Source organism: Acidovorax sp., assembly GCF_046339755.1.
Lineage (GTDB): Bacteria > Pseudomonadota > Gammaproteobacteria > Burkholderiales > Burkholderiaceae_C > Acidovorax.
On the sequence record NZ_JBKDTZ010000178.1, the window covers coordinates 1 to 6,371 of the forward strand.

The 6,371-nt window shown below is 66.7% G+C and carries 8 protein-coding genes; 2 read left to right on the plus strand and 6 right to left on the minus strand.

Annotated features, from left to right (window positions below; all coding sequences use genetic code 11):
• Window positions 1-270: DUF4148 domain-containing protein (locus ACK59X_RS14695; RefSeq protein ID WP_409958194.1), on the plus strand; the 270-nt coding region annotated here is incomplete at its 5' end.
• 90 nt (window positions 271-360) lie between these two features.
• On the opposite strand, the gene ACK59X_RS14700 is transcribed toward ACK59X_RS14695, so the two are convergent.
• From ACK59X_RS14700 to ACK59X_RS14715, 4 genes are read right to left on the minus strand one after another with little or no spacing between them, the layout of a single operon-like run.
• Window positions 361-1,374, minus strand: coding sequence for a TRAP transporter substrate-binding protein (locus tag ACK59X_RS14700; RefSeq protein ID WP_409958196.1), 1,014 nt, complete (start codon window positions 1,372-1,374; stop codon window positions 361-363).
• Window positions 1,375-1,430: 56 nt separating this feature from the next.
• Window positions 1,431-2,726: a TRAP transporter large permease gene (locus ACK59X_RS14705; protein WP_409958198.1), complete on the minus strand. Its 1,296-nt coding sequence runs from the start codon at window positions 2,724-2,726 to the stop codon at window positions 1,431-1,433.
• A 5-nt stretch (window positions 2,727-2,731) separates the two neighbouring features.
• Complete coding sequence (locus ACK59X_RS14710; protein ID WP_409958200.1) at window positions 2,732-3,250, minus strand: TRAP transporter small permease; 519 nt, start codon at window positions 3,248-3,250, stop codon at window positions 2,732-2,734.
• Entirely contained in the window at window positions 3,247-3,786 is a 540-nt protein-coding gene (locus tag ACK59X_RS14715) for a gluconokinase (RefSeq protein ID WP_409958202.1), read from the minus strand. Before ACK59X_RS14715 ends, ACK59X_RS14710 begins: the two co-directional genes overlap by 4 nt.
• A 169-nt stretch (window positions 3,787-3,955) precedes the next feature.
• Between ACK59X_RS14715 and ACK59X_RS14720 the strand changes: the two genes are divergently transcribed.
• Window positions 3,956-4,981 carry a LacI family DNA-binding transcriptional regulator gene (locus ACK59X_RS14720; RefSeq protein ID WP_409958204.1) on the plus strand — a complete coding sequence of 342 codons (1,026 nt, stop codon included), beginning with the start codon at window positions 3,956-3,958 and terminating at the stop codon, window positions 4,979-4,981.
• Window positions 4,982-5,115: 134 nt separating this feature from the next.
• Here ACK59X_RS14720 and ACK59X_RS14725 read toward each other — a convergent pair whose 3' ends face one another.
• The gene (locus tag ACK59X_RS14725; protein ID WP_409958206.1) at window positions 5,116-5,973 is read right to left on the minus strand and encodes a DUF6279 family lipoprotein; all 858 of its coding nucleotides are present in this window, start codon (window positions 5,971-5,973) and stop codon (window positions 5,116-5,118) included.
• A gap of 145 nt (window positions 5,974-6,118) precedes the next feature.
• Window positions 6,119-6,371: hypothetical protein (locus ACK59X_RS14730; RefSeq protein WP_409958208.1), on the minus strand; the 253-nt coding region annotated here is incomplete at its 5' end.

The window sequence follows — 6,371 nt, forward strand, 5'->3', positions numbered from 1 at the left end:
TCCATCGCCGCCGTTGCTGCCTTCGCCTCCTTCGGTGCCCAGGCTGACGAAGCCGATGCTTCGCAATTCGCCACCAAGTTCGACACCCAGCGCACCCGTGTCGAAGTGATGGCCGACGCCGCCAGCGTGGCCAAGACCCGCAGCACCGAACCCGCTGGTTCGCGTGTGGTGTCTTACCAATCGACCGCCGACCGCGCAGCCGTGCAGGCCCAGGCTGCCGACGCCGTGCGCACGGGCAAGATCTCGTCGGGCGAACTCGGCTCCATGTAATTCTCAGAGCTGCAGTCCAAAAAAAAGGCCGGAGCCCCCTTGGGGCCCCGGCCTTTTTGCATTGGCGCCGCGATGGTCCGCAGGGCTTGCTTACTTGCGAGCGGCGGCCACGGCGCCCTGCACTTCCTTCCACAGGTCTTCGCCCACGTTGGCGGCGATGCTGGCGTTCACGGCACCGAGCTTTTCGCGCATGCGGCTGGCTTCGGCAGACGACAGCTCATTGACCTGCATGCCCTTGGCCTTGAGGTCGGCCAGCGCCTTGGCGGCTTCGTCGCGCGTGTCCTGGCGCTCGAAGTCGCGGCTCTTCTTGGCGGCGTCGAGCAGCACCTTCTGCTCGGCCTTCGAGAGACCATCCCAGTACTTCTTGCTGACCAGCACGATCCATGGGCTGTAGACGTGGTTGGTCACGGTGAGGTACTTCTGCACCTCGTAGAACTTGCTCGACAGGATGGTGTTGTAGGGGTTCTCCTGGCCGTCCACGGTGTTGGTCTCCAGGGCCGTGAACAGCTCCGAGAACGGCAGCGGCACGGCATTGGCGCCCAGGGTCTTGAAGCTGTCGAGGAACACGTTGTTCTGCATCACGCGCAGCTTGATGCCGTTCATGTCCTCCAGCTTGGCCACGGGGCGCTTGCTGTTGGTCAGGTTGCGAAAGCCGTTCTCCCAGTAGACCAGGCCGACGAGGCCCTTTTCCTGCAGCTTGTCCATCACCTTCTGGCCCACGGGGCCGTCGAGCACGATGTCGGCCTCCTTGGCGTTGTTGAACAGGAAGGGCGTGTCCCAGATCGCCATTTCCGTGGTGATGCCGACCAGCGTGGCGGTGGAGCCGACCATCATCTCCTGCGCGCCGCCGATCAGCGCCTGCTGCATCTGCACGTCAGAGCCCAACGCGGCGGCGCCGATGGCACGCACCTTCATTTTGCCGCCGGAGGCCTTTTCGACCTCCTGGGCGAACAGCTTGGTGGCGCGGCCCTGGTTGGACACCTCGTTGAGGCCATAGCCGAAGCGGATGATGCGCGGCTTGAAGTCCTGGGCGGCGGCCTGGAACGAGGCGGCGACAGCGGCGACCGACAGGGCGGCCAGCAGGGTACGGCGGAAAGTCTTCATGGTTGTCTCCATTGGCAAGGGAAAGAAAGGCACGGAAAAAGAGAGGCGCACCGGCATCACCGCATCCACAGGACAGGCATGGTCACGATCTGCGGGAACACCACCAACAGCGCCAGGATCAGCACGTAGGTGAACAGGAACGGGTTGACGCCCTTGATGACGCTGTGCATCGAGATGCGCCCCACGCCGGCCACCACGTTGAGCACGGTGCCCACGGGCGGCGTGATCAGGCCGATGGCGCCGTTGAGCACGAACATCAGGCCGAAGTACACCGGGTCGATCCCCGCCTTGACGGCGATGGGCAGCATCACGGGTGCGAAGATCAGGATGGTGGGCGTGAGGTCCAGCGCCGTGCCGATGAGCACCAGCACCACCATCATCACCGCCATCAGCAGGCGCGGATTCTCCACCAGCGGGCCGAGCCAGCCGGTCAGCACCGTGGGCAGGTCGGCCAGGGTGATCATGTAGCTGGCCACCTGGGCACCGGCGCACAGGAACATCACGATGGCCGTGGTCTTGGCGGCGCGCACCAGCACGCCGTAGATCGCGGGCACCTTCATCTCGCGGTGGACGAACAGGGCCACGGTCAGGGCATAGAAGGCGGCCACGACCGCGGCCTCGGTGGGGGTGAACACGCCCGACTTCATGCCGCCGATGATGATGAGCGGCATGAGCATGGCCCAGAACGCCTTGCGCGTGGCGTGCAGGCGCTCGCGCAGCGGCAGTGCGGGACGGCTCGGCGGCAGGTCGATGCCGCGCAGCACCCAGCGCCACGCGAAGATCAGGCCCACGCCCATCATCAGGCCGGGCACGATGCCCGAGACGAACAGCGCCGAGATCGAGGTGTTGGTCGTCACGCCATAGATCACGAACGGCATGGACGGCGGAATGATGGGCGCGATGATGCCGCCCGAGGCGATCAGCCCGGCAGAGGTGTTCATCGGGTAGCCCTGCTGGCGCATCATGGGCAGCAGAATGGTGGCCAGCGCGGCCGTGTCGGCCAGGGCCGAGCCGCTCATGCTGGCCATGAGCACCGCGGCGCCGATGGCCACGTAGCCCAGGCCGCCGCGGATGTGGCCCACCCAGGCCTGCGCCATGTCGATGATGCGGCGGCTGATGCCGCCGGAGTTCATGAGCTCGCCGGCCAGGATGAAGAAGGGCACGGCCAGCAGCGGGAAGCTGTCGACCCCGGCCACGAGGTTCTGGGCCAGCAGCTGGGTGTCGAAGAAATCGAGCACCCAGGCCATGCCGGCGCCGGTGAGCACCAGGGCCAGGCCCATGTTCATGCCGGTGCCCATGAACACCAGCATGCCCAGCGAGAAAACGATGAATGCCTGCGCTTCGGGACCCATGTCCATCACTCCACTTCCGCGCCGTGACCGAGGTCCAGCGGCTTGCGTTGAATCAATTCGATGAGCGCCATCACCCCGATGGCCGCCGCGCACAGGAAGGCCGGCAGCGGCAGCAGCGCCGCCGAGTAGCCGAGCACCACCGAGTGGCTGCCCAGCCCCACCACGACCTGCTGCCAGGCGCCCCAGGCCAGCAAGCCGCAGGCAGCGATCACCAGCAGCCGGATGAACGCGGACAGCAGTGCGAAGGCCAGCGGCCGCTTGGCCAGAAGCCCCGCCAGGCTCGTGAAGGCCATGTGCTCGCCCGCCGGGTAGGCCGCCGCGGCACCGATGAACACCATCCATACAAAAAGCAGGCGCGAGAGTTCTTCGCTGGCCACGATGCCGCTGCCGAAGCCGTAGCGCAGCACCACGTTGATGAAGACGGCCAGCGCCATCACGCCCAGGCAGGCGGCCATCAGGACCTCGGCGAATCGGCCGAAGCGGCGGCGGGATCCCTGCTCGGGATGGGAGGTTTCAGCGCTCATGGGGCGGCTTTCGTGGAGTCGGCAAGCCAGGCGGACACCTGGGCCTGCAGGGTGGCAATGCTCTGCAACGCATCCAGGCGCAGCACGCCGGGCTCGCCCACGGGCGATTCCAGCGTGGCGAACTGGCTGTCCACCAGGGTAGTGGAAAAGAAGTGGGTGTTCACCCGGGCCGCCACGCGCTCGGCGGCATGGGCCCGATCAATATCGAGGAAGGCAAAGCGCAAGGCCGGGCAGGCGGCACGCAGGCGGTCGCGGTAGGCCTTCTTGAGGGCCGAGCAGGTGAGCACGGCACCTTCGGGATGGCCCTGCAGCAACTGGCCCAGTGCAGCGAGCCAGCCATCACGGTCGGCGTCGGTCAAGGCAATGCCCTGGCTCATCTTGGCGCGGCTGGCCGGGCTGTGGTGGTCGTCGCCCTCGATCAGAGGCAATCCCTGGGCCTGGGCCACGGCAGCGCCCAGGCTGGACTTGCCGCAGCCGGCCACGCCCATGACCACGAGGAAGACCGGTGACAGCACCGGTGACGGCAAAACATTCATGTTGGTAGCGCTATCCAGCAGGCTTCAAAAAAACATCCCGGTGGGGGATGCTGGAAAAATCGGACGCCGAAGGAGAAAATGACACACTCGCATGCGCGCTGGCCTTGCTCTTGCCCTTGGACAGCGCTATCCTAATTCCATTCAGCCGACTCTATCCGAGGGAAAACCCTTGCCCAGACCCGAAATCCGGCGCCGCTCCAGCGGCCGTGTCACCCTGAGCCATGTGGCCGAGGCCGCCAGCGTGAGCCCCATCACGGCCTCTCGCGCACTGCGCGGCGAGCGCGGCGTGGCCGAGGAACTGGTGCAGCGCGTGAAGGCCGCCGCCGCGCAGCTGGGCTATGTGCCCGACCCCGCCGCGCGCGCCCTGGCCTCGCAGCGCAGCGTGCAGGTGCCGGTGCTGGTGCCGCTGCTGTCCAACGCGCTGTTCGTGGATGTGCTCGATGCCGTGCACCGCACGCTGTTCCCGCATGGCTACCAGGCCCTGATCGGCGTGACCCACTACGACCCTGACGAAGAAGAGCAATTGCTGCGCACCTACCTGGCGCACCGCCCGGCAGGCCTGCTGGTCACGGGCTTCGACCGCACGGAATCCGCGCGCCAGATGATTGCCGCCAGCGGCGTGCCCTGCGTGCACCTGATGGAGATGACCACCGCGCCCGGCGTGTACTGCGTGGGCTTTTCGCAGCAGGACGCGGGCCACCGCATCACGGCCCACCTGCTGGAACGCGGCCGCCGGCGCGTGGCCTTCGTGGCGGCGCAACTGGACCCGCGCACCATGCAGCGCGCCGAGGGCTACCGCCGCTGCCTCAAGGATGCCGGCCTGTACGACCCACAGCTGGAACTGCTCAGCCCCGAGCCCTCCTCCATCCGCCTGGGGGCTGGGCTGTTCGAGCAGATGCTCCGTACCCGGCCCGACGTGGACGCCGTCTTCTTCTGCAACGACGACCTGGCCCAGGGCGGCCTGCTGGCCGCGCAGCGCCTGGGCATCGCCGTGCCCGGCAAGGTGGCGGTGGCCGGCTTCAACGACCTGGCCGGCAGCGACCAGATGCTGCCCACATTGACCACGGTGCGCACGCCGCGCTTCTCCATCGGCGAGGCCAGCGCGCGCATGCTGCTGGCCCTGATGCGCGGCGAAGCGCCCGAGCACAACTCGGTGAACCTGGGTTTCGAGCTGACGGTGCGCGAGAGCACCTGAAGGAGCCAAAGACGTTGAAAAATGGACCGCTGCGGCGGTTTTGCAGCCAACACGCCTCAAGCGCGACTGCCTCCTGAACAGAGTTTCTGCACCCGAGATGGAGGAGACGACTGCGTCGACAAGCCTGGTGGCTTTCAGCGGCTCGTGGAAGGCGATGCCGAAGTTTCAGGACCTGCCGAGGCAACGCTGGTTGCAGCCCCCAGCGCTCTGGCGTCGACCTCCCAGGCGCGCAGTTTGTCGCGCGCATGGCGGCGCTGCTCGGGTGTGGTGCTGTTGTGCAGCTCGGCCAGCCAGGCGCAGTTGTTCTCCACCACCTTGCGCTGATAGGCTGCATAAGCCGGACGCGGCGAGCGCAGCCAGCTGCCCATCAAGGCCTTGACCTGCGCCTGGGCGACCGACGCCGCCAGGGCGCGACCGTCGCCGGTGAGCGAACGCAGCGTTTGCAGCGTGTCACGCTGGCGGGCCAGGCGCTCCTGCTGCCACACCTCGGCGTCGTAGGGCGACGCGGCCAGCGCCTTGGACAAGCGCTCTCGCTGCGCATCGTCCAGCCGGCCATAGAGCGTTTCGAGCCGCTCGACGGTACGCTTGTGCCGTTCCTCTCGGCGCTCATCCAGGTCGGGCTGCAGGTAATCGTCGCGGAACTCCTTGTTGCTGCGCTCGTAGCGCTTCTCGATGTGGCGCAGTTGCTGTGGCCTCAGCGACACCGCCAGCTCGGTCGCGGGCACCACGGCTTGCGCCAGCGCGGCCTCGGTCCGCAGGAGAAATTCGGGCTCCCAGCGGCACAGCTCGGCGCCGGTGGTGTTGTCCATCACCTGCGCCTGCATGCGGGCCAACATCCCTGCGTACTCCGGAAGTTGCGTGCTGCGGTGCCAGCGGAACCAGGCGCCGATGGCGTCGCGGGTGCGGGGGCCCTGCTCGTCGTCCAGGTCGGCGTAGTTGTCGATCCACACGGAGGCCCAGTTCGGGGCCTGGTTGTAGGCCAACCGGACCACGGTGCAGCCGGCGAGAGCGAGTGCCAGCAGGCTGGCGCCGACTATCCGCGCCCCCTTTCGCCATGGAATTACACAGAACGATTCGCGCATGATTCTCCACATGGTCCTGGTGGCTGCGGGCCAGGATACCCGCATGGCCTCCGATTCACCCGGCCAGCTGCAACGTGCGTTCGATGCCACCGCCTCGCTGCAGGCAAAAAACACAAAATACGCTGATGAGCCCGGTGGCTTCGCTTTCTGACCAGGTGGATGCGCGTGAGTTCCGGCGGCCTGCAAAGTCGAAGCACGAATCCAGGCCATAGCGCTGCGCCGTTGTTGACATCAATGCAAGTCTCCAATCTTGCAGCTGACGATCCGGGGTGTTTTGGCGTGCAAGGTGGGCATGGACGAAAGACTCT

Coding starts and splice junctions, on each gene's coding strand:
- ACK59X_RS14705 (WP_409958198.1), bottom strand. CDS start 2,726: ATGGGTCCCGAAGCGCAGGCATTCATCGTTTTCTCGCTGGGCATGCTG.
- ACK59X_RS14700 (WP_409958196.1), bottom strand. CDS start 1,374: ATGAAGACTTTCCGCCGTACCCTGCTGGCCGCCCTGTCGGTCGCCGCT.
- ACK59X_RS14710 (WP_409958200.1), bottom strand. CDS start 3,250: ATGAGCGCTGAAACCTCCCATCCCGAGCAGGGATCCCGCCGCCGCTTC.
- ACK59X_RS14715 (WP_409958202.1), bottom strand. CDS start 3,786: ATGAATGTTTTGCCGTCACCGGTGCTGTCACCGGTCTTCCTCGTGGTC.